At 65.8% G+C, this 19,442-nt stretch carries 22 protein-coding genes; 6 read left to right on the forward strand and 16 right to left on the reverse strand.

Translation table 11 applies throughout. The annotated features are described in order from the left end of the window. Positions 1 to 42 precede the first annotated feature (42 nt). The 12 genes from IAG39_RS13810 to IAG39_RS13865 all read right to left on the reverse strand — a co-directional run bounded on the left by IAG39_RS13810 (position 43) and on the right by IAG39_RS13865 (position 9,367). Positions 43 to 1,056, reverse strand: a complete 1,014-nt coding sequence (locus tag IAG39_RS13810; protein WP_054456312.1) for an ABC transporter ATP-binding protein — start codon at positions 1,054 to 1,056, stop codon at positions 43 to 45. Further along, positions 1,053 to 2,060, reverse strand: coding sequence for an ABC transporter ATP-binding protein (locus IAG39_RS13815; RefSeq protein ID WP_118932157.1), 1,008 nt, complete (start codon positions 2,058 to 2,060; stop codon positions 1,053 to 1,055). Before IAG39_RS13815 ends, IAG39_RS13810 begins: the two co-directional genes overlap by 4 nt. Then, complete coding sequence (locus IAG39_RS13820; RefSeq protein ID WP_059373243.1) at positions 2,057 to 2,974, reverse strand: ABC transporter permease; 918 nt, start codon at positions 2,972 to 2,974, stop codon at positions 2,057 to 2,059. The genes IAG39_RS13815 and IAG39_RS13820 overlap by 4 nt, the downstream gene beginning before the upstream one ends. Continuing rightward, entirely contained in the window at positions 2,971 to 3,945 is a 975-nt protein-coding gene (locus IAG39_RS13825) for an ABC transporter permease (RefSeq protein ID WP_054456315.1), read from the reverse strand. The genes IAG39_RS13820 and IAG39_RS13825 overlap by 4 nt, the downstream gene beginning before the upstream one ends. Continuing rightward, on the reverse strand, positions 3,942 to 5,405 hold the full coding sequence (locus IAG39_RS13830; RefSeq protein WP_118932158.1) for a flavin-containing monooxygenase: 1,464 nt from the start codon (positions 5,403 to 5,405) through the stop codon (positions 3,942 to 3,944). The genes IAG39_RS13825 and IAG39_RS13830 overlap by 4 nt, the downstream gene beginning before the upstream one ends. Beyond that, positions 5,402 to 6,379 carry a LysR family transcriptional regulator gene (locus tag IAG39_RS13835; protein WP_059373239.1) on the reverse strand — a complete coding sequence of 326 codons (978 nt, stop codon included), beginning with the start codon at positions 6,377 to 6,379 and terminating at the stop codon, positions 5,402 to 5,404. The genes IAG39_RS13830 and IAG39_RS13835 overlap by 4 nt, the downstream gene beginning before the upstream one ends. A gap of 217 nt (positions 6,380 to 6,596) precedes the next feature. Next, positions 6,597 to 6,854: a hypothetical protein gene (locus IAG39_RS13840; protein ID WP_059373237.1), complete on the reverse strand. Its 258-nt coding sequence runs from the start codon at positions 6,852 to 6,854 to the stop codon at positions 6,597 to 6,599. A 75-nt stretch (positions 6,855 to 6,929) separates the two neighbouring features. After that, on the reverse strand, positions 6,930 to 7,160 hold the full coding sequence (locus tag IAG39_RS13845; protein ID WP_118932159.1) for a hypothetical protein: 231 nt from the start codon (positions 7,158 to 7,160) through the stop codon (positions 6,930 to 6,932). A gap of 306 nt (positions 7,161 to 7,466) precedes the next feature. Next, complete coding sequence (locus tag IAG39_RS13850) at positions 7,467 to 7,793, reverse strand: hypothetical protein (protein ID WP_187523947.1); 327 nt, start codon at positions 7,791 to 7,793, stop codon at positions 7,467 to 7,469. Positions 7,794 to 7,923: 130 nt separating this feature from the next. After that, positions 7,924 to 8,523, reverse strand: coding sequence for an OmpA family protein (locus tag IAG39_RS13855; protein WP_118932161.1), 600 nt, complete (start codon positions 8,521 to 8,523; stop codon positions 7,924 to 7,926). A gap of 2 nt (positions 8,524 to 8,525) precedes the next feature. Then, positions 8,526 to 9,017, reverse strand: a complete 492-nt coding sequence (locus IAG39_RS13860) for a hypothetical protein (protein WP_240633225.1) — start codon at positions 9,015 to 9,017, stop codon at positions 8,526 to 8,528. Between the two features lie 164 nt (positions 9,018 to 9,181). Continuing rightward, positions 9,182 to 9,367 (reverse strand): hypothetical protein, encoded by a 186-nt coding sequence (locus IAG39_RS13865; RefSeq protein ID WP_059373231.1) that lies wholly within the window; start codon positions 9,365 to 9,367, stop codon positions 9,182 to 9,184. Between the two features lie 193 nt (positions 9,368 to 9,560). Here IAG39_RS13865 and IAG39_RS13870 point away from each other — a divergent pair, with 193 nt between their 5' ends. Both IAG39_RS13870 and IAG39_RS13875 read left to right on the forward strand, forming a co-directional pair. Beyond that, the gene (locus tag IAG39_RS13870; RefSeq protein WP_118932190.1) at positions 9,561 to 10,280 is read left to right on the forward strand and encodes a carbonic anhydrase; all 720 of its coding nucleotides are present in this window, start codon (positions 9,561 to 9,563) and stop codon (positions 10,278 to 10,280) included. A gap of 122 nt (positions 10,281 to 10,402) precedes the next feature. Then, positions 10,403 to 10,672: a hypothetical protein gene (locus IAG39_RS13875; protein ID WP_059373226.1), complete on the forward strand. Its 270-nt coding sequence runs from the start codon at positions 10,403 to 10,405 to the stop codon at positions 10,670 to 10,672. A gap of 58 nt (positions 10,673 to 10,730) precedes the next feature. Here the strand turns inward: IAG39_RS13875 and IAG39_RS13880 are convergent, their stop codons facing one another. Then, the gene (locus IAG39_RS13880) at positions 10,731 to 11,111 is read right to left on the reverse strand and encodes a DCC1-like thiol-disulfide oxidoreductase family protein (RefSeq protein WP_118932162.1); all 381 of its coding nucleotides are present in this window, start codon (positions 11,109 to 11,111) and stop codon (positions 10,731 to 10,733) included. Between the two features lie 108 nt (positions 11,112 to 11,219). Then, positions 11,220 to 12,170 carry a GlxA family transcriptional regulator gene (locus IAG39_RS13885; protein WP_118932163.1) on the reverse strand — a complete coding sequence of 317 codons (951 nt, stop codon included), beginning with the start codon at positions 12,168 to 12,170 and terminating at the stop codon, positions 11,220 to 11,222. A 118-nt stretch (positions 12,171 to 12,288) separates the two neighbouring features. Between IAG39_RS13885 and IAG39_RS13890 the strand changes: the two genes are divergently transcribed. Beyond that, positions 12,289 to 12,882, forward strand: coding sequence for a LysE family translocator (locus tag IAG39_RS13890; protein WP_118932164.1), 594 nt, complete (start codon positions 12,289 to 12,291; stop codon positions 12,880 to 12,882). A 93-nt stretch (positions 12,883 to 12,975) separates the two neighbouring features. Here IAG39_RS13890 and IAG39_RS13895 read toward each other — a convergent pair whose 3' ends face one another. After that, positions 12,976 to 13,617: a DUF2239 family protein gene (locus tag IAG39_RS13895; protein WP_118932165.1), complete on the reverse strand. Its 642-nt coding sequence runs from the start codon at positions 13,615 to 13,617 to the stop codon at positions 12,976 to 12,978. A gap of 190 nt (positions 13,618 to 13,807) precedes the next feature. Here IAG39_RS13895 and guaB point away from each other — a divergent pair, with 190 nt between their 5' ends. Together guaB and guaA are read left to right on the forward strand one after the other, a co-directional pair. Then, a complete protein-coding gene (gene guaB, locus IAG39_RS13900; protein WP_059373216.1) occupies positions 13,808 to 15,268 on the forward strand; it encodes an IMP dehydrogenase in 1,461 nt (486 codons plus the stop codon). A gap of 118 nt (positions 15,269 to 15,386) precedes the next feature. After that, positions 15,387 to 16,979, forward strand: coding sequence for a glutamine-hydrolyzing GMP synthase (gene guaA, locus IAG39_RS13905; RefSeq protein ID WP_059373213.1), 1,593 nt, complete (start codon positions 15,387 to 15,389; stop codon positions 16,977 to 16,979). Positions 16,980 to 17,059: 80 nt separating this feature from the next. Here guaA and IAG39_RS13910 read toward each other — a convergent pair whose 3' ends face one another. Beyond that, the gene (locus tag IAG39_RS13910) at positions 17,060 to 18,274 is read right to left on the reverse strand and encodes an MFS transporter (protein ID WP_118932166.1); all 1,215 of its coding nucleotides are present in this window, start codon (positions 18,272 to 18,274) and stop codon (positions 17,060 to 17,062) included. A gap of 226 nt (positions 18,275 to 18,500) precedes the next feature. Between IAG39_RS13910 and IAG39_RS13915 the strand changes: the two genes are divergently transcribed. Then, positions 18,501 to 19,415 (forward strand): LysR family transcriptional regulator, encoded by a 915-nt coding sequence (locus tag IAG39_RS13915; protein ID WP_118932191.1) that lies wholly within the window; start codon positions 18,501 to 18,503, stop codon positions 19,413 to 19,415. Positions 19,416 to 19,442 lie beyond the last annotated feature (27 nt).

The following is a 19,442-nucleotide window of genomic DNA, read 5'->3' on the forward strand; positions in this document are numbered from 1 at the left end:
GAACTAGCGGTTAATTCGGGCGCCGCGGCGCGGCGGCTGGGTTCACGCCATGTCGTTCAGGTGACAGGCGCTCAGGTGGTTGATGGCGATTCCCTTCAAGGTGGGAACCTCGGTCTTGCAGCGCGGCATCGCATGCGGGCAGCGCGGATGGAAATGGCAGCCTCCCGGCGGATTCAGCGGGCTGGGGATCTCGCCCTTGATCGCGGTAAAGGTCTTGTGGCGCGACTTCAGGCTGGGGATCTCGGCCAGCAGGGCCTGCGTGTACGGGTGGTTGGGGTGGCGGAAGACTTCTTCCACCGTGGCCGTTTCCACCACGCGGCCCAGGTACATGATCACGACGCGGTCGGACAGGTGCTCGACCACGCCCAGGTCATGGCTGATGAAGAGATAGGTCAGCCCCAGGTCTTCGCGCAGGTCCATGAAAAGGTTCAGGATCTGCGCCTGGATCGACACGTCCAGCGCGGCCACGGCCTCGTCGCACACCAGCATGGTGGGCTGCACGGCCAGGGCGCGGGCGATGCCGATGCGCTGGCGCTGGCCGCCGCTGAACTGGTGCGGATAGCGCTGGCGCAGGGCCGGGTCCAGGCCGGCGCGTTCCAGCTGGGCGCTGACGTAGTCGTCGAAGTCGCCGTTGCCGACCAGGCCGTGGATGCGGGCCGCTTCGCCCACGATCTCGTCCACGCGCAGGCGCGGGTTGAGGCTGGCGTAGGGGTCCTGGAAGATCATCTGCACTTGCAGGCGCGCGGCATGGGCCTGGGCCGAGTTCATGTCGGCCGGGCGCACGCCGTTGATGCGGATCTCGCCGCCGGAGGGCGTCAAGAGGCCGGCCGCGATGCGGCCCAGCGTGGACTTGCCGCAGCCGGACTCGCCGACCAGGCCGACCACTTCGCCGGGGTTGACGATCAGGTCCACGTTGTCGACGGCGCGGGTCACGGCGGGCGGCTTGGACAGGCCCAGGCGCTGCATGGCGCGCGTCGCGGGGCCGGTGGGGCGTTCGCCGAAACGCTTGCTGACTTGGCTGAGATCAATCAGCGGGGTAGGGGCGGTCGCGCTCATGCCATTACCTCGCTGGTCTGGATCGTGGGGTGGAAGCAACGCACTTTGTGTTCGGGTAGGGCCTGGGTGATGCCGGGCTGCTGGCCGCAGGCGGCGGTGGCGCGCGAGCAGCGCGCCGCGAAGGCACAGCCCGTGGGCAGGTTGAGCAGGTTGGGCGTCATGCCGGGAATCTGGCGCAGGCGTTGGCCGCGCCGGTTGTTGCTGGGCAGGCTGTCGATCAGGCCCACGGTGTAGGGGTGCTGCGGACGGTCCAGCACGTCGTCGACGGTGCCGTGCTCGACGATGCGGCCGGCGTACATCACCGCCACGTCGTCGGCCAGGCCGGCCACCACCGACAGGTCGTGGGTGATCCAGATCAGGCTGGTGCCGTGCTGTTGCGCGAGCTTCTGCACTTCGGACAGGATCTGCGCCTGGATGGTGACGTCCAGCGCGGTGGTGGGCTCGTCGGCGATGATCAGGTCGGGCCGGTGCAGCATGGCAATCGCAATGGCCACGCGCTGGCGCATGCCGCCGGACAGCTGATGCGGGTAGGCCAGCAGCCGCTCTTCGGGGCTGGGGATGCCCATCATGCCCAGCGTGTCGCGCGACAGGGCGCGGGCTTGCGCCACGCTCATCTTGTTGTGGGCGCGCACGGTCTCGATCATTTGCGCGTCCACCCGCAGCACGGGGTTCAGCGTCATCATCGGATCCTGGAAGATCATGGCGATGCGGTTGCCCTGCAGCTTGCGCAGCTCGCGCGGCGCCAGCTTGGTCAGGTCGCGGCCCTGGAACAGCACTTCGCCGCCGACGATGCGGCCCGGCGCGTCGACCAGGCCCATGATGGAGAAGCCCGTGACGGACTTGCCCGAGCCGGACTCGCCGACCAGGCCCAGGATCTTGCCGCGTTCCAGCGTGAAGGACACGTCGTCCACGGCGGGCAGCACGCCCGCGCGGGTATGGAAGTGGGTGCGCAGGTTGCGCACCTCCAGCGTCGGTGCGCCGGCAATATGGCGGTCGGCGCTCATTTGTGGGTCCTCGGGTTCAGCACGTCGCGCAGGCGGTCGCCCACCAGGTTGATCGCCACGATGGTGATCAGGAGCGCGATGCCGGGGTAGAAGCTGATCCAGTATTCGCCGGACAGCATGGTCTGGAAGCCGTTGGAGATCAGCAGCCCCAGCGACGGTTCGGTCACGGGCACGCCCAGGCCCAGGAAGCTCAAGGTAGCTTCCAGCGTGATGGCGCGCGCGATCTGCAAAGTGCCGATGACGATCAGCGGCGGCAGGCAGTTGGGCAGGATGTGCTTCAACATGATGCGCCAGTTGGGGATGTCCAGGCAGCGGGCGGCTTCCACGTATTCGCGGCGGCGCTCGACCAGGGCCTGGCCGCGCGCGGTACGGGCGTAGTAGGCCCATTCCAGGATCACCAGCGTCAACACCACGTTGCCCACGCCCTTGCCCAGGTAGGCCAGGATCATCATGGCGACCAGGATGGACGGGAACGACAGGATCAGGTCCACCAGGCGCATGATCAGGGCGTCGACCTTGCCGCCGGCGTAGGCGGCCAAGAGGCCCAGCAGCGTGCCGACGATGCCGGCGATGAGGGCCGAGCCCACGCCCACCACCAGGCTGATGCGCAGGCCGTACAGAATGCCCGAGAGCAGGTCGCGGCCCTGGCCGTCGGTGCCCAGCCAGTAGTGGAAGGTGTCCAGGCCGTTCATGCTGCCCGGCGGCAGGCGTGCGTCCAGCACGTCGATCTGCAGCAGGTCATACGGATTCTGCGGCGCGATCCAGGGCGCCAGGATGGCGGCCAGGATCAGCAGCGTGGCGACAGCCAGGCCCAGCACCGCCGTCTTCGACGACATGAACTCGGCCAGGTTGCGCCGCCACGGCGATTCGCGGCGCAGCGCGGGGGTAGGGTTCGGGGTAGATACGGCGCTCATGCCGAGGCCTCCAGCCGCACCCGCGGGTCCAGCACTTTATAAAGAATGTCCACGATCAGGTTCAGGGTCACGAACAGGCACACCACCACGATCAGGTAGGCCACGATGACGGGGCGGTCCAGCGCGTTCAGGCTGTCCAGGATCAGCTTGCCGGCGCCGGGCCAGGCGAAGATGCTTTCCGTGACCACGGCGAAGGCGATGGTGGAGCCCAGCTCCAGGCCCAGCACCGTCACCAGCGGAATCATGGTGTTGCGCAGCACGTGCACACAGACCACGCGCATGGGCGACAGGCCCTTGGCGCGCGCGAACTTCACGAAGTCCAGCGGCAGCACGTCGCGCACGCCGGCGCGGGTCAGGCGGATCACCAGCGAAATCTTGAACAGCGACAGGTTGAACGCCGGCAGGATCAGGTGGCGCCAGCCGTCGGCCGTCAGCCACGACCACTGGAAGCCCAGGAACTCCACGGTTTCGCCGCGGCCGCTGGCCGGCAGCCAGCCCAGCGACACGCTGAAGGTCATGATCAGCATCAGCGCGATCCAGAACGTCGGCAGCGAGAAGCCGACGATGCTGCCCGCCATGATCATCTTGGCGAAACGGCTATCCGGATACAGACCTGCGTACAGGCCCAGAGGCAGACCCACCACCACGGCCAACATCATTGCGGCGATGGCCAGCTCGAACGTCGCCGGCAGGCGCTGGATCACCAGTTCGACCGCAGGGATGTTGTAGACGAAGCTGTTGCCCAGATTGCCGTGCAGGGCGCCGTTCAGGAACGCCAGATACTGTTCCCACAGCGGCTTGTCCAGGCCGAGTTCGGCGATGATGCGGGCGCGGTCCACCTGGTCCACGTCCTGGCCGATCAGGATGTCCACCGGATTGCCGATGGCATGCAGGCCCACGAAGACGATCAGCGTCATCAGGAAGACCACCACCGCGGCTTGCGCGATGCGGCGCAGCAACCAGCCCGTCATTGCGCGGTCTCCGCTTGCGGGGCCGGGGCCGGCGTCCATTCGTCACCGAACACTTCGGGTTCGGAGAACGCTTCCATATTGGCGTAGTGCGTCTCCACGTCCTCGCGGTAGAACAGGCCGGCGATGCCTTGCGCCAGGCGCTTGGCGCCTTCGCTGATGGCCGGGATGTCGCCCGAGATCGTGCCCTGCGTCAGCGCTGCCGGGTAGGAGAAGCAATGCACGCGGTCCAGGCCGGGACAGGCGCCCGGGGTTTTTTCCTGCAATTCGAACACCGCGCCCAGGTCGGGCGAGTCATGCAGTTCCTGGTCTTCTTCGCCGGCCGGCGGCACGTAGCGGTCGCCCCAGGCGCGCACGTGCGGCGCCAGCGCGGCGAACTCCGGACGCACGGTCCAGTCGATGCGGAAACCCGTGGAGAAGATCAGGAAGTCCAGCACGAACACGCCCTTCGGCGTGGTGACGTGGATCTCGTCGCCGACCAGCGCCAGGTCCTGCACGCCGCAGCCCAGATTAAAGCGGGCGTTGGGGTGGCGCGAGACGCGCAGCGTGCTGCCGCGCGGCGGCGGCACCTGGGCGGCGTTGATGTAGTGGCGGATCTTCCACTTCCATTCATCGGGCAGGGTCAGGTGGCCGTGGGTCAGGCCGGGGTTACCCGCGCCCTTGCCCTTGTTGATGCGCGGAATGTCGTTGCGGCGGATCAGCAGGTCTACGCTGGCGGCGCCGGCTTCCAGCGCGGTGCCCGCGCTGTCCATGGCCGACGCACCCGCGCCCACCACGCCCACGCGCTTGCCGGCCAGGGTGTTGTAGTCCATCACGTCGGACGAATGCGCCCAGCGGTTGCGCGGCAGCTTCTTCGAAAAATCAGGCACATAGGCGCCGCCCAGGCCGTCGCGGCCGGTGGCCAGCACCACCCGGCGCGCCAGCACCGTGCTGCGTCCGGCGGGGGATTCGATGTCCAGCTGCACCAGCTGGTCGGCGCGCGGCAGCACGGCCAGGATGCGGTGTTCGTTGCGCACATCCAGTTCCAGCGCGCGGCGGTACCAGCGCAGGTAATCCATCCATTGCAGGCGCGGGATCTTGTCCAACGCATCCCAGGCCTCGGAACCGAACTGGGCTTCGAACCAGGCGCGGAAGGTCAGCGCCGGCAGGCCCAGCGCGGGGCCGGTCAGCTGCTTGGGCGAACGCAGGGTTTCCATGCGGGCGGTGGTGGCCCAGGGACCTTCATAGCCTTCGGGCGCCTGGTCGAAGATCGGGGCATTGATGCCCAGGTGCTTGAGCGAGGCGGCCGCGGCCAGGCCGGCCATGCCGCCGCCGACGACGGCCACGTCCAGCACGGGCTGGCCGTCGACGAGGCGCGGCGTGACCCAGTTCTTGGCGGGGATTTCCAGCCAGGACAGGTCTTGCCGCAGGCGCGCTTCCAGCGCGGCTAGGCCTTGCGGCGGGGTGGCTACAGGCTGATTCATATAGCAGGGGATTCCGTAAGAGGGGCGTCGTCGCCATAGATCGACTGCAGCAGCGCCGAATGCTCGGCGGCGTCGTGCAGGGCGAAGCCGGGCAGCAGGGCTGCGGCGGCTTGGGCCAGCGCGTCGACCATGGCCTGGCAGGCTGGCGTCGGCGTTTGCGACTGCGGGGTGATGACCCCGAAGAAAAAGGGAATGTCCAGGTCGATGGGCCGGATCGCCACGCCCGGCATGGGGGCGCCGTAGGCGGTGATCGGTTCCAGCACCGACACGCCCAGTCCGGCGCGCACGGCGGCCAGGGCGTTGACGGACGAATTGGTTTCCATCGTGCCCAGCGTCTGGGCGTTCTGCGCCAGCGCGGCGTCCAGGCGGCGGCGCAGGCGGTAGGGATTGGCCATCGTGATCATGCGGCGTCCAGCCAGCGCGGCGACTGGCACCACGGCTTGTTGCGCCAGCGGATCGTTTTCCGGCAGCGCGACCACACAGGGCGCTTGCCCGATCCAGTGCACCGTCAGGCCGCGATGCTCCAGCGGCAGGCTGGTCGCGCCCAGTTGCGCGGCGCCCGACAGCACGGCGTGCACCACGCGCTCGGGCGAGGCGCTGCGCAACTGGATGCGCGCGGCGCCGATCCGGTCCTCGATGCGCTTGAGCGCGTCGGGCACCAGGCCTGCCGCCAGGGCGGAGGTGGCGGCCATCAGCAGCGGCTGGGCCTGGCCGCGGGCGATTTCATCGGCGCGGCTGCGGATCTGCTGCATGCCCGCCAACGCGCGCTCGACGTCGTCATACAGCAGGAAGCCCTGCTCGGTGGGCGTCACGCGCGGGCCGCTGCGCGCAAACAAGGGATAGCCGATCTCGGCTTCCAGTTCCTGCAACAACCGGCTGATCGCCGGCTGGGAGCGTCCCAACAGCCGGCCGGCAGCAGTGACGCTGCCCGTGGACATGACGGCCGCGAAGGCCTCGAGTTGACGAAGTTCCATCTGAATTGATTTATGCCAAGGACGAATTCTTGCCCGGCAAGTATGCGCTTTGCAAATAATTAAAGCGCATAAGTAAATTCCCTGATGGGGTTTTCATCAGGGAATTTCATAACTGCTAGTTATTTCAAGGATTTAGAGCGCAAGCGGCTCAGCAGCCCGGTATCGGGCTGGCGGCATGCGGGTGCGCGCGGAGAGCCCGCGGGCGCGGAGATCCTGATCAGGCCCGGGTGCGCAGTGCGTCTGCAACCGAGTCCAGGGAGTACCCCAGGTTCTGCAGGACTTTGGCCGTGGCCGTGCGCGTGAATTCGTCGGACGCGGTCTTCATGAACGCCGCGATCAATTCTGGATGCTCTCGGGCGTAGCCCCCACCGAAAACCGCATCGATCTGGGTTTCGGCTGCCCGCAGATAGCTTTCGGTACGGCTCTGGGCAAGCGTGAACAGAGTGTCAAGGTTCGCTTCAATGAACTCGGGCATGAGAGGTCTCCAATGACGGCGGCAGGCCATTTCAAGGCTAGCACCAGGCCCTTGCGGCTGCCAACGACCAGAAGTTCAAGAATGCCCGCGCCCCTCGCGCCGGTAGTACAGATAGCGTTCGATTTCCGCTTGTTCCACCGCGGGTTCCAGCGAGCGCCACCGGACCACGTAGCCGCGATGCGCTGGCGGCATCCAGCCCAATACGGAGTACATCGTGACTTCGGTCTGGCCAGTATTGAATTCCGTCTCGAAGAATCCCTGGCGACTCGGCGGCTCGCTGCCGCAAATCCAGCTGGAATCTGGCATGGCGCTCTCCCGTACGGCTTCAATCCTACGCGCCGGTCCGGGAAATGGCATACGTTCTAGCCCCGATGCGGGCCGCGCCTGCCTTGTGTTAGAAACGTGGATGGGGCTCTTGCGGCATGATTGCCGCGATCTTTGCGAACCTTTGCAGTTCGATTTGGCGGATGCCGGTAGTATTCGTCCATCGAACCTCAGGAGCCCGTCATGCACAGTCAGCAACCCGCGCCCGAGCCGAACAAGCGCCGTTGGCCTTTTGGCTACGGCGAAGAGGAGTAAGCCGGCTGCCCTAGCCGATACGCGCAATCATGTTCACCGGACGCCCGGAAACGCATTCACCCAAGTGATCGTCACGTCGGGAAAGGCGTCCACTAACTGGATCTTGAAGTCCGGGAAGCTGTCGACGATTTTCCATTCGCCGCAACTGTCGGCGAAAGCGTCGACCTTCTTCACCGACAGGTCGGCTAACGCGCTGACCACCTTGACCTTGATGTCGGGGAACGCGGTGACGATCTTCACCTTGCCATATAGCGGGACACCTTTGTAGGTGCAGTTGGCCTTGTTCAGATCGCCGGCCACGGCGGCAAATGGAGCAGCCAGCAGGGCGCAAGCAAGGACGGCTCGGTGGATGAGGCGCATGGGAGTACTTCCTGCAACGCCGGCACGCGTCGGCGACATGGGGACAATGACGCGCGCATAGTACCGCAGGCCGTGTGAGGTCTGCGGCGCAATGATGCGGCCACCTATGCGGCATCCTCGCGCCTTGCGCTCAGTGCTTGGGCAGCACGAACTCCACCCTCCGGTTCTGCGCCCGTCCTTGCGGATTGTCCGCGCCATTGGCCAGCTTGTTCGATTGGATCGGCTGGGTATCGCCGTATCCCTTGACGGTCAGCCGCGACTTGTCCACGCCATGATTCGCCAGCCATTGCGCCACCGCCTGCGCGCGGCGCAATGAAAGATCCTTGTTGTACGAGGCCGAGCCCTTGGAGTCGGTGTGGCCTTCGATGCCGACGGTGCCGGCCGAACTGGATTGGATCAGGCTGGCGATGTCCCGCAGCGTAGGTTCGGCGGCCGGTCGGATGGCGGTCTTGTCGAAATCGAACAGCACGTCGCCCAGCATGGCGACGGTCACGGCGTTCTTGTCCTGCCGCACCGACAGGCCGTCGTGGCGCGCGGCCAGTCCGTCTATCTGCGCGTTCAGGTCCGATATGCCGCCGCTGGCATCGGAAGGCAGCCCCTTCAGGTCCAGGATGGTGGCCTGCAGATCCAGGATCTCGGCCTTGTAGGGTGGCTCCTGCGCGATGGAGCCGCTGGCGGCGGCGAGCAACGCCGCGGCCAGCAGAGTGGACGTGCCCGGGTAGCCGGCCATGGCTAGCGGTCGGTGATCTTGATGGCGTCGAAGGTCTCGACGCCAGGTATCGTCAGCGAGACCTCTTTGATCTCTTTGGGCGGGGCGGGGAACTTCCCCTGCCAGGAGCCGGCGATCGGGGCGTCCTTCTCGGTCCGGATCATCAGTTTGGGATTGGTCAGCGGCTTGTCGTTGCTGTCTCTCAGCAGCAGATGCTTCTTGTTGCCGGCGACCACGTAGAAGCTGTTTTCATAGTCGCTCTTGCTGATCTGCGGATAGAGCATCTCCGTCTTGCCCATGACGACGGGCTTGAACCGTGCCTTGATGGACAGGATGTCGCCGCTGCGCACCGCTTCGATGACCTGGCCCTCGGCGCTGCCGGAGTCGGTCAGGCCGGTGGCCAGCGGCGCGGGAGCATCGGCCTGGGCTTGGGCAAGAACGGTCTGGCCGGCTACCGCCGCCAGCATGCCCAAACCCAGGACACAGGCGGCGGCTGTCTTTCTGATCGGAATCACGATAAGCATCCTTTGTCGTTGAAAACCATTCAGGGCAGGGCATCAGGAGCGGGGCTCATCCTTTTGGTCCCGTCCAAAGTCCAACGCAAGATGGTCCAACTTTCAGGCGCTTATTTCAGTTCGATGTTTTTCCAAGACGTTACGGAATCTAGCCGACGCGAGCCTCATCCGCCGCGGTGCCCGTGGTAGCGCGGCGCGGCGACGCTGCGGACGTTTTCCTTGTGCTGCGAGCCGACCAGGGCCTTGCGCCGGGCTTCCTCATGCTGGTGATCCGCGCGGGCGCGTTCCTTGTCGGCCTGCGCGTCTGGCGCGGCGTGGGAGGGATTGGGGTGGGGAGTGTTGGGCGTCATGGTGCGTACCTATTAAGCAGGTGACGCGGCATATGCCGCTTTTCCACATTACGCCCCTCATCCGTGTTTCTCAAGCTGCGGTTACGGCGCTTTTTTTGATCCTGGCGGCGCGATGTTTGAGCATTTGAAGAGGCCGCGGCAGCACAATGGTCCTGCGCTGGTTTCCCGGATGTTCTTCTTTCAGGAGAGCTTCATGTGCGACTGTTCTTCTTTCGCCAATTCCCCGCAATTCAACCGCCGCCGCCTGCTGTTCGGCGCCGCAGCGATCGCCGCAGCCGGCGCTTCAGGCTGGCTGGGCGATGCCCAAGCCGCCGTGCCGTCAAACGATATCGGCCCCGACGAGGCCTTGAAGCGCCTGATGGCGGGCAATGCCCGCTACGCCGCCAACAAGCCGAACATGCGGGACTATTCCGCGGGACGCGCCGCCCGCGCCGTGAAGCAAAAGCCCATCGCCGCCATCCTGGGCTGTTCGGATTCGCGGGTGGCGCCGGAACTGGCTTTTGACCAAGGGCCGGGCGACCTCTTCATCGTGCGCGTGGCCGGCAACTTCGTGAACGAAGACGGCCTGGCCAGCCTGGAGTACGGCGCCCTGGTCCTGCGCGCGCCGCTGATTCTGGTGCTGGGCCACGACAACTGCGGCGCGGTGGACGCGACGGTGAAGGCATGGAGGGACAAGACCGAACTGCCGGGCCATCTACCCGCGCTGGTGAATGCGCTCAAGCCCGCGGTCGAGCTTGCGGACAAGTCGGGCGCGAAAAACCTGGTGGCCGCAGCGGTCCAGGCCAATGTGCGACTGACGGTCGAACGCCTGAAAACGGCGCAGCCTCTCTTGCAGGAGATGGTGCAGCAGAAAAAGTTGGGAGTGGTCGGCGGCGTGTACAGCCTGGCCACGGGCAAGGTGACATTGGTTTGACGCCAGCGCAGGGGGCGGCTGAACTCCAGCGCCGGCCGGCCCCGCAATGGTGAGAATTGCTGAGCTTTAAGCGTTTTTCCCTTCGTAATATCCGATGAAAGGATACTGAAAGGGGAAGAGGCATGGGGGCGTGTGAAAAATGCGAGGCTATCGTCACGGACCGGCGCGATGCGCCCGGTCATGACAACCTGATCAGCCTGGGCGTGGTGCGGTCGACGGGGCAGCAGCAACGCGGCGTGCAGCACGAAGCGTACACCTGTGCGGTGTGCGGCACGGATTGGGATTATCTCCACGACAAGCGCGATCCGGCTTCGGGGTGGCGCCGTTCCGATGCGGGCGTGCACACGGAAACGGCCGCAGCGCCTTTGGCGAGAGCCGTCGGCGCCGCGTAGCGCGGCGCGCCGTCTTTAATCAGATCCCGTTCCCGCATCGGCTCAGCGGCCGGCGCGGCTACATCTGCATCTTCTTCTTGCCCAATAGCGTCAGCGCCAGGCTGCGGCCGGTGCGCATGAAGGGATAGAGCGCCGTCGACAGGCAGGGATTGCGGAACACTGCCGCGTTGACGCTGTTGAACAGGTCGTTGCCCGTGCTGAGCAGCGCCAGCCGGTTGATGCAGTCGGCGCCCCAGTAGTCCTGGCCGTCCAGGTGCAGCAGCATGCCCTGGTTCAGATCGTAGCCTTGCGCCTTGTAGGCCACCGCCAGATCAGGGTGGTCGCGCATGTTCAGCAGATCGATGGGGCCGACGGCCTTCTGCAGTTGCAGCATCCGCACGTAGTTCGAGCAGAAAGGGCAATCTCCGTCGTAGAGCAGGAAGTTCTTTGCGATGGCCATGATGCACCGTGTGGAAATGCGCGGGCGCGAAAGGCGCGCCTGCCTCTTGCTTCCGATTAAAACGCATATCGCGGCAAGCGCCCACCGCCCGCGTCGTAGGCGCGGATATCAACGCATCTGGCGCACGCCGTACCCCAGGCGCCGGCGCAGCAGGTTGCGCAGCGTGACGCCATCGGCATAGCCGACTTGCGCCGCGATCTGCTCCAGCGACTGGTTGCTGGTCTTCAGTAAATGCGCTGCGCGCTCCACGCGCAGATCCTGGAAAAACGACAGCGGGCTCTTGCCCAGGACCTCCTGCATGCGGCGCGCCAGCGTGCGCTTGCTGGCGCCCAGCGCCTGCGCCGCGGCGTCCAACGAGAATCCCTGCGCAAGATGCGCGCGGGCCCAGCGCTCGAAGGCCTGCACCAGCGGCTCGGCATGCGTCAGGTGGTCGGTGATGACATAGGCCGACTGCGAGGGCCGCTGGTCCACGATCAGATAGCGCGCCACCAACGCGGCCAGTTCCGGACTGGCCTGTCGCACGAGCCACAGCGCCATGTCCATGTGGCTGAGCGCCGCGCCCGCGGTCAGCAGCGACGACGAGCGCACCAGCATGCGTTGGTCCTCCAGATCCACCGCCGGATAGCGCTGCCTGAACAGCGGCGCCAGCCACCAGGTGGTAGTCGCCTTGTGGCCGTCCAGCAGGCCCGATTCCGCCAGCACGAAGGTGCCGATGCAGGCTGCGGCGGTGTTCGCGCCAGGCGCGCGCTGTCGCAGCATGCGGCCGGCGTCGCGCACGTCGGCGCGGTCCAGCGCGGGCAGCAGGGTTTCGGGCATCTTGCAGGCGATGGCCGGGATCACGAGCCAGTCGGGGTCCGACGGGTCCGGGCTGCCCGAGACGGGCACGCCGAATCCCTGCGCGCTGCGCACCTTGCGGCGCATGCCGACGATGCGCGTGTCGAACGGCTGGACCGGTTCGGGCAGCAGCGGCGCCAGCTCGTTGGCCGTGGTGAACACGTCCAGGATGGCCGACAGGCCGGTATCGAACACGCCCTCCAGGGCCAGGATCTGGATTTTCATGGCAAGAACGCTATCAAAGATGTCAAAACCGCCAATATTAATCAGGCTGGCCCGGACTCACAATGCGGCTGTCTGATCGCGAGCGCAAACGTGCGCCGCGCCTTGCCGGAGCCGTATCTTGTCTTTTGAAAATCTGTTTGCCCTGGCGGTATTCGCCTTCGTGACCTCGGTTTCGCCGGGACCCAGCAACGTCATGTTGATGACCTCGGGCGCCAACTTCGGCTTCGGCCGGACGTTGCCCCAGGTGCTGGGCATCACCGTTGGCTTCACTACGCTGCTGCTTGGGGTAGGTCTGGGCCTGGGCGCGCTGTTCCACGCCTGGCCGGCCCTGTCGGCAGGCCTGAAGGTAGGGGGCGCGGCCTATCTGCTTTACCTGGCATGGCGCATAGCCCTATCGCGTTCCATCGGTGCGGGGCAGGCGTCTGCCAGGCCGCTCACGTTCATGGAGTCGGCCTTGTTCCAATGGATCAATCCCAAGGCCTGGATCGTCGCGCTGGCCGCGGTTGCGGTTTATGTGGATGCCGCGGCGCCCTGGGCGACGCTGGCGTGGATGTGCCTGGTGTTCGCGGTGGTGAACGTGCCCAGCGTTTCGCTGTGGGCGGGCTTCGGCGTGGCGCTGCGCGGATTCCTGGCGCAGCCGGGGCGTCTGAAGTGGTTCAACATCTGCATGGGATCGCTGCTGGCGCTGACGTTGTGGCCGATGCTGCGGTGAGGCAAGCCAGCGGCAGCATTGGAGAAAGTGCGGCGAGGAATCCCGTGGCCGCTTTGGGGGGGGCGGCCTGTGCAGGCCGCGCCCCGACACGGCTCAGTCCGCGGCGGCTTCACCGGGCGCGCCCCATGCCAGACCCATGGCGTAGCCGCGCACATCCTCGGGCCATGCGGCGATCTGCTGTGTAAAACGCTCGCGGTCGCTGGCATACAGCGCCCGCGTGGCTTCCTCGAAACCGGGCAGGTTACCGGCCATGCTGGACATGAACCGGTACGCCGCCTCCTGGCGCTCGCGCAGGCGGTCCTGCGCCTCGTTGTCGCGGCGCGCCTGTTCCACCAACTTGCGCAGGACTACCGAAGCGCCGCCGGGCTGCGCGCCCAGCCAGTCCCAATGGCGCGGCAGCAGAGTCACTTCGCGCGCCACCACGCCGAGCTTGGGGCGGCCCCGGCCGCGCGGTTGCGCGTCATCGGCCGCACCGGCGGGCGCTTCGGGCGCTGGGACGGCCGGGTCAATGCGGACGCGGTGGCGCTCCGCGATGGCGGCATGGCTTCCGCTGAGGTCCAGATCGACCTGTTTGCCGGATAGGTCGTCGAACACGAGGATGGTGGCGTCGCGGCCTTCGTCCATCGCCAGCCTGACCGCGAGCGCCACGTCGGAGAGGGCGCCGGCGGCAAGAATGCGATGACCGGCGAAGGCGGTGTGCGGATCGGCGGGGAGGGGGGTGATTGAGTTGCTCATTTTTTATCCGGGTGAAATTCGTGAATGAATTATGATCCGGGTAAAAATAGATGTCAATACACCCGGGTAAAAATAGTGATGCGGAAAAAGCACCACCCTGAGGTACAGAAATATCCCCGAGAACCTAGGGTCAACACCTAGGCAAAACACCCAAGCGGCGTATAATCTTGCTTTGCGCCCGGAGTTACCCATGCGTCTCGTACAAAAAGCGCTCACCTTCGACGATGTGTTGCTGGTGCCTGCGTATTCCGAGGTCCTGCCTCGCGACACTTCCCTGGCTACGCGCCTCACTCGCAACATCACCCTGAATATCCCGCTCGTGTCCGCCGCCATGGACACCGTGACCGAATCGCGCCTGGCCATCGCCATGGCGCAAGAGGGCGGCATCGGGATCATCCACAAGAATCTGTCCGCTGACGCCCAGGCGCGTGAAGTCGCCCGCGTCAAGCGCCACGAATTCGGCATCGTGATCGATCCGGTCACCGTCACCCCCCAGATGAAGGTGCGCGACGCCATCGCGTTGCAGCGCCAGCATGGCATCTCGGGCCTGCCGGTGGTCGAAGGGCGCAAGCTGGTCGGCATCGTCACCAACCGCGACCTGCGTTTCGAAGAGAACCTGGACCAGCCCCTGCGCAACATCATGACGCCGCAGGAACGCCTGGTCACCATGAAGGAAGGCGCCACGCTGGAAGAGGCGCAGTCCCTGATGCACAAGCACCGCCTGGAGCGCGTGCTGATCGTCAACGACGGCTTTGAACTGCGTGGCCTGGCCACCGTCAAGGACATCGTCAAGAACACCGAACACCCGATGGCCAGCAAGGATGCCCAGGGCCAGTTGCGCGTGGGCGCGGCGGTCGGCGTGGGCGCCGGCACTGAAGAACGCGTGGAAAAGCTGGTTGCGGCCGGCGTCGACGTCCTCATCGTCGACACCGCCCACGGCCATTCCAAGGGCGTGCTGGAAGGCGTGCGCTGGGTCAAGCAGAACTACCCCAAGGTTGAAGTCATTGGCGGCAACATTGCCACCGCGGCCGCCGCGCGCGCGCTGGTCGAGTACGGCGCCGACGGCGTCAAGGTCGGCATCGGCCCCGGCTCCATCTGCACCACCCGTATCGTCGCGGGCGTGGGCGTGCCGCAGATCCATGCGATCTCCGAAGTCGCCAAGGCGCTGGAAGGCACGGGCGTGCCCCTGATCGCCGACGGCGGCATCCGTTACTCGGGCGACGTCGCCAAGGCCCTGGCGGCCGGCGCTTTCGCCTGCATGATGGGCGGCATGTTCGCCGGCACGGAAGAAGCCCCCGGCGAAGTCGTGCTGTTCCAGGGCCGTTCGTACAAGTCCTACCGCGGCATGGGCAGCCTGGGCGCCATGACGGACGGCTCCGCCGACCGTTACTTCCAGGATCCGTCCAACAACGCCGACAAGCTGGTTCCCGAAGGCATCGAAGGCCGCGTCCCCTACAAGGGCAGCGTGCTGGCCATCATTTACCAACTGGTCGGTGGCATCCGCGCCTCGATGGGCTACTGCGGCTGCGCCACCATCGACGACATGCGCACCAAGACCGAATTCGTGGAGATCACCTCCGCGGGCGTGCGCGAGTCCCACGTGCACGACGTACAGATCACCAAGGAAGCGCCCAACTACCGCGCCGACTGATCCGTACAGTCAACTACAATGTCATGCATCGCGCACCGGCAGAACCGCAACATGAATCAGCGGTTCTGCCGGTGCGGTTTTATTTACTGCGGTTTTATTCTTTACCGGTAGAGTCTCCATGCACCAGCGCATCCTCATTCTCGACTACGGTTCGCAAGTCACCCAGCTGATCGCCCGCCGCGTCCGCGAAGCCGGCGTCTACTCCGAAGTGCACCCCGGCGACGTCGACGACGCCTTCGTGCGCGACCAGATGGCGCAAGGCCTGAAGGGCATCATCCTGTCCGGCAGCCACGCTTCCGCCTACGAAGAAGGCTCCATGCGCGTGCCGCATGCGGTGTTCGAACTGGGCGTGCCCGTCCTGGGCATCTGCTACGGCATGCAGTCCATGGCGCAGCAATTGGGCGGCGTGGTCAGCTTCTCCGACCACCGCGAATTCGGCTACGCCGAAGTCCGCGCCCACGGCCACACCAAGCTGCTGGAAGGCCTGGAAGACTTTTCCACCGCCGAAGGCCACGGCATGCTGAAGGTCTGGATGAGCCACGGCGACAAGGTCACCGAGCTGCCCCCGGGCTTCAAGCTGATGGCTTCCACGCCGTCCTGCCCCATCGCCGGCATGGCCGACGAAGACCGCAAGTTCTACGCCGTCCAGTTCCACCCCGAAGTCACGCACACCGTCCAGGGCAAGGCCATGCTGGCCCGCTTCGTGAACGAGATCTGCGGCTGCGAAGGCGACTGGAACATGCCCGACTACGTGGCCGAAGCCGTTGCCCGCATCCGCGAGCAGGTCGGCACGGACGAAGTCATCCTGGGCCTGTCCGGCGGCGTGGATTCCTCGGTGGCCGCGGCGCTGATCCACAAGGCCATCGGCGACCAGCTCACCTGCGTATTCGTCGACCACGGCCTCTTGCGCCTGGACGAAGGCAAGCAGGTCATGCAGACCTTCGCCGAAAACATGGGCGTGAAGATCATCCACGTCGACGCCACCGCCCAGTTCATGGGCAAGCTGGCCGGCGTGGCCGACCCCGAAGCCAAGCGCAAGATCATCGGCCGCGAATTCGTCGAAGTGTTCCAGGAACAAGCCGGCAAGCAGCAGAGCGCCAAGTGGCTGGCCCAGGGCACGATCTACCCCGACGTCATCGAATCCGCTGGCGCCAAGACCGGCAAGGCCACCTCCATCAAGTCGCACCACAACGTGGGCGGCCTGCCGGACACGCTGAACCTGCAACTGCTGGAGCCGCTGCGCGAACTGTTCAAGGACGAAGTCCGCGAACTCGGCGTGGCCCTGGGCCTGCCGCCGCAGATGGTCTACCGCCACCCGTTCCCCGGCCCCGGCCTGGGCGTGCGCATCCTGGGCGAAGTCAAGCACGAGTACGCCGAACTGCTGCGCCGCGCCGACGCGATCTTCATCGAGGAACTGCGCAACACCAAGGACGAGGCCAGCGGCCTGACCTGGTACGAGCTGACCTCGCAAGCGTTTGCCGTGTTCCTGCCGGTGAAATCGGTGGGCGTGATGGGCGATGGGCGTACCTACGAATACGTCGTGGCGCTGCGTGCGGTGCAGACGTTTGACTTCATGACCGCCGATTGGGCGCCGCTGCCGCATCCGTTGCTGGCTCGGGTGTCGTCGCGCATCATCAATGAAGTGCGCGGCATCAATCGGGTTGTGTATGACGTGTCGAGCAAGCCGCCTGCGACGATCGAGTGGGAGTGATCCCGCTGTTGTCTTGCGGTGAATGAAAGAGGCGCTTCGGCGCCTCTTTCTCTTTGAGTCGGGAGATGAGAGCGCTGCCGTCAGCCCCTCAATCGCACCAAGAATGCTCCCAGCGCCGTGACCGTCGCCAGCACCGTCACCGCCATCCATCCGAACTGTGCATACAGCAAGGCTGCCAACGCCGACCCGACGGCCATGCCGATGAACATGCCGGTGAACAGTACCGCGTTGAGCCGGCTGCGGGCATTGGCGTCGATGCCGTAGATGATGGTTTGGTGCGCGATCAGTGCGGCCTGTATGCCCAGGTCGAATCCGATGGCGCTGGCGACCAGCAGCCCTAGCTGCGCGCCGGGCGCCATGAGCGGGGCCACTCCCATGGCGGCGAAGGACGCGACGACCAGGCCTGCACCCAGACGGGTGACCAGCGGGGCGCCGTGGCGGTCGGCGATGCGTCCGGCGATGGGAGCGGCCATGGCTCCTGCCGCGCCGGCCAGTCCGAAGGCGCCGGCGGCGGCCGCGCCCAGGTGGAAGGGCTCGTCATGCAGCATGATGGCCAGGGTGGACCAGAAGGCGCTGAAGCCGATAGACAGCAGGCCTTGGGCCCAAGTGGCGCGGCGCAGTGCGGAATGTTGCCGCCATAGCGCGGCCAGCGATCGCAGCAGCGCGAAGTAAGGCAGTTGCGTGCTGGCTTCGAAGCGCGGGAGCTGGCGCTTTGCGGCCAGGCCTACGAGCGCGATGCTGGCGGCGGCGGCCGCGAACATGGCGCGCCAACCCCAGTTCTCGGCAACGAAGCCGCTGACTACCCGGGACAGCAGGATGCCCAGCAGCAGGCCTGTCATCACCGTGCCGACGATTTTGCCGCGATGCGCGGCTGGCGCCAATGTTGCGGCTGCCGGAACGATGTCCTGCGCCATCGTTGCGGACACGCCGACGGCCAGGCTGGCGGCCAGCAGCGTCGGCAAAGAGGGCGACAGGGCCGCGAGCAGCAGCGCGGCGAACAGGATGGCGGCCTTGGTGAGGATGATCCTGCGCCGGTCATGCCGGTCACCCAACGGCGCCAGGAAGAGGATGCCCAGGGCATAGCCCAACTGGGTCAGTGTTGGCAGCAGTCCGACCGACTGGGGAGAGGCGCCGATGTCCGGGGCCAGCACTCCCAGCATGGGCTGGCTGTAGTACAGGGATGCGACCGACAGGCCGGCGCTGCCGGCCAGCATGAAGGTCAAGCGTAGTGGCAGCCCCGAGGAGGCGGCTGAATCCTGATCCTTGGCGGCGGCGGTAATTTGCGTGGAAGGCATGTTGGTGTGTTCCAGGGGCTCAGTTGGCGGCCGCCACGGCGGCCTGTTGAAGGGCTTGCAGGAACGCCGCGGGCGGTTGCGCACCGCTGACGAGAGAATCGCCGATGCACAGGGATTTCACGGCGTGGCTCCTTGCGTTGAGAGGAACGCCAGATTAGTCTTTGCGTAAAAATCAATGAATCGGTCTATATTGCAACGTAGGATTGCGTATTTCGCAAAGATAACCATGGATAAACTGCAAGCCTTGCGCGTCTTCCTGGATGTGGCCGAGTCAGGAGGATTCTCCAAAACCGCGCGGCGCCTGGGGGTCGCCACGTCTTCCGTCACGCGGCTGATCGATACCCTGGAGGCGTCTCTCGGTACCGCGCTGCTGACCCGGTCGACGCGCCGGGTAACGTTGACCGACGCAGGAGCGACTTACCTGGAGCAGGTGTCCAGGGTTGTGTCGGATCTGGAGGAGGCCGACGGCAGCGTGTCGGATGTTGGCGCGGTCGCGGTCGGACCCTTGCGGGTTTCCTTGCCAGTGACCTTCGCGCGCTTGTGCCTGGGACCCTATATCTCGGGTTTCCTGCGCGAGAATCCGCGCGTGTCACTGGATCTGGTGCTATCCGATGCGTATGTGGACCTGGTGGCGGAGCGGATCGATGTCGCTGTCCGCATCGGCACACCGGACTTGCAGCCTCAATTGATCGTGCGCAAATTGGCCGAGCACCGGCGCTATGTGGTGGCCAGCCATGAATACCTGGAGCGGCACGGCACGCCCACTGCGCCTGAGGAGTTGACACAGCACGACTGTCTGCGATTCGCTCACCAGGCCGGGCCGCAACGCTGGTCGTTCCTTCGCGGCGATGACGAGGTGCGGCACGTGGAGGTGCAGGGGCGTTTGGCCGCCAACAACTCGGACATGCTGCGCGAAGCTGTGCTGGATGGGCAGGGCATCGCGTTGCTGGCGGAATGGCTGATCCGGGAGGACGTGCGGGCCGGGCGGCTGCGCCGGTTCTTCGAGGACTACGAGGTCAATCCTCAAGAACAGAGTGTGTGCGTCCATGCGGCGTATCTACCGAATCGCAGGCATTCCAAAAAGGTCCAGGTATTTCTCGACTTTCTCCAGATGCGTCTTGCGAGGAGCACGGCCGGCTGACGTCAGGCCCTGTTGAACCCCGCAGCC

It is taken from the genome of Achromobacter xylosoxidans (genome assembly GCF_014490035.1).
Classification (GTDB): Bacteria; Pseudomonadota; Gammaproteobacteria; order Burkholderiales; family Burkholderiaceae_B; genus Achromobacter; species Achromobacter bronchisepticus_A.